The sequence below is a fragment of the Pseudomonas sp. NMI542_15 genome, from assembly GCF_021283425.1.
GTDB classification, from domain to species: domain Bacteria; phylum Pseudomonadota; class Gammaproteobacteria; order Pseudomonadales; family Pseudomonadaceae; genus Aquipseudomonas; species Aquipseudomonas fortuita.
The window spans coordinates 1-2,277 of record NZ_JAJSRO010000057.1; the positions used below are offsets into that span (position 1 = coordinate 1).

Sequence of the window (2,277 nt, forward strand, 5' to 3'; positions counted from 1 at the left end):
CCCAAGCAACAGCGGCGCAGTGCCAAGGCGCTGTTGGCGCAAATCAAAGCCGAAGGTTATGACGGTGGCTACAGCCAGCTCACCGCGTTTATCCGTGCCTGGCGAGGGGGACAGGGCAAGGCGTCGCAGGCCTTTGTGCCGCTGACCTTTGCTCTTGGCGAGGCGTTTCAGTTTGACTGGAGCGAGGAAGGCTTGCTGGTCGGCGGCATTTACCGGCGTATGCAGGTGGCACATCTGAAGCTGTGTGCCAGCCGTGCGTTCTGGCTTGTGGCGTATCCGAGCCAGGGCCATGAGATGTTATTTGACGCCCATACACGCTCGTTCGGCGCCTTGGGCGGCGTGCCGCGCCGGGGCATCTACGACAACATGAAGACGGCCGTCGACAAGGTCAATAAGGGCAAAGGCCGGGCGGTGAATGCACGCTTTGCGGTGATGTGCGCGCATTACCTGTTCGATCCGGACTTCTGCAACGTCGCCGCTGGTTGGGAAAAGGGCATCGTTGAAAAGAACGTGCAAGACAGCCGCAGGCGTATCTGGCTAGACGCCCAGGACTGCCAGTTTCACTCCTTCGAGGAACTCAATGCCTGGCTGGGCCAGCGCTGCCGCGCGCTTTGGAACGAGCTGACGCACCCTCAATACAGCGGGCTGAGTGTGGCCGAAGTGCTGGAGTTGGAGCGCGCTGAACTGATGCCTGTGCCAGCGCCATTCGACGGTTACGTCGAGCGGCCTGCGCGGGTCTCCAGCACCTGCCTGGTCAGCGTCGGGCGCAACCGCTACTCGGTGCCGTGTGAGTACGCGGGTAAGTGGGTCAGCAGCCGTTTGTATCCGACGCGAATCGAGGTGGTGGCTGACGACGCGCTGATCGCCAGCCATGTCCGCTTGCTGGATCGCGACCAGGTCAGCTATGACTGGCAGCACTACCTCCCGCTGATCGAACGCAAGCCCGGTGCGCTGCGCAACGGCGCGCCCTTTGCTGATCTGCCGGCGCCGCTGCGTCAGCTTAAGCACGGTCTGGGGCGTCATGCCGGCGGTGACCGGATCATGGCGCAAGTCCTGGCTGCCGTACCGGTCGCCGGACTCGATGCCGTGCTGGTAGCCGTTGAGCTGGTACTGGAGAGCGGCAGCCTGAGCGCCGAACACATCCTCAATGTCGTGGCACGGCTGACAGCATCCGAACCACCACCCAGCGTCGAAACCCACTTGTCGCTCAAGGAAGCCCCCGTCGCTAACACGGCGCGCTACGACCGCCTGCGTGGCCAGGCCGAGGAGGTCGGTCATGCGTGATTTGATGGCGGAACTCAAGGAGCTGCGCCTGCACGGCATGGCCACGGCCTTGGCGGAGTTAACTGCACAGGGTGAGTCGAACACAGCCTCGTCCAAGTGGCTGCTCGAACACCTGCTGGAACAAGAGCACACAGATCGCGCCATGCGCTCGGTGAGCCACCAGATGAACATGGCCAAGCTGCCGATGCACCGCGATCTGGCCGGCTTCGACTTCAGCGCCTCCAGCGCAGACGCTCGTTTGATCAGCGAACTGGCCAGTCTGGCCTTTACCGACACCGCGCAGAACGTGGTGCTGATCGGTGGGCCTGGCACCGGTAAAACCCACCTGGCCACTGCGCTGGCCGTGTCCGGCATCACCCGGCACGGCAAGCGCGTGCGCTTCTACTCCACGGTCGATCTGGTCAATCTGCTGGAGCGCGAAAAGCACGACGGCAAAGCCGGGCGGATCGCCCAAGCTCTGCTGCGCATGGATCTGGTCATCCTCGACGAACTGGGTTATCTGCCCTTCAGCCAGGCCGGCGGTGCGTTGCTGTTTCACCTGCTATCCAAGCTGTACGAACACACCAGCGTGGTGATCACCACCAACCTGAGCTTCGCCGAATGGTCGAGCGTGTTCGGCGACGCCAAGATGACCACCGCCCTGCTGGATCGGCTGACCCACCACTGCCACATCGTCGAAACCGGTAACGAGTCCTATCGCCTGCAACACAGTAGCTTGGCGGCCCAGGCCAAGATCAAATCACGGGAGCGAAAGCGTAAGGGCGGCCAGGAACCGGAGGACGATGAGCCGTTCTGATTTCATGGCGACGACGGCCTGCTACATGGCTGCGTGTGGCAGGTCTTAAACAACTGAACTGGGCTAGCGAAGGAGTGGGGGCAACAGCAGCTGCGCTGGTAGACTTATCCACAGTTGCTGGTAACAAAATCAGCAATCCGCCCTGGGTCAAATTTCAATCGGCAGGGTGGGTCAATTTTCCATCAGCGCCAACACAC

General features: G+C 62.1%; 2 protein-coding genes. Both read left to right on the forward strand.

Features of this window, described 5'->3' with window-relative positions:
- On the forward strand, window positions 1-1,284 hold a 1,284-nt coding region (istA, locus tag LU684_RS30365; protein ID WP_232895367.1), incomplete at its 5' end, for an IS21-like element ISPst3 family transposase.
- Window positions 1,277-2,080: an IS21-like element ISPst3 family helper ATPase IstB gene (gene istB, locus LU684_RS30370; protein WP_071890699.1), complete on the forward strand. Its 804-nt coding sequence runs from the start codon at window positions 1,277-1,279 to the stop codon at window positions 2,078-2,080. The genes istA and istB, both read left to right, overlap by 8 nt.
- Window positions 2,081-2,277 lie beyond the last annotated feature (197 nt).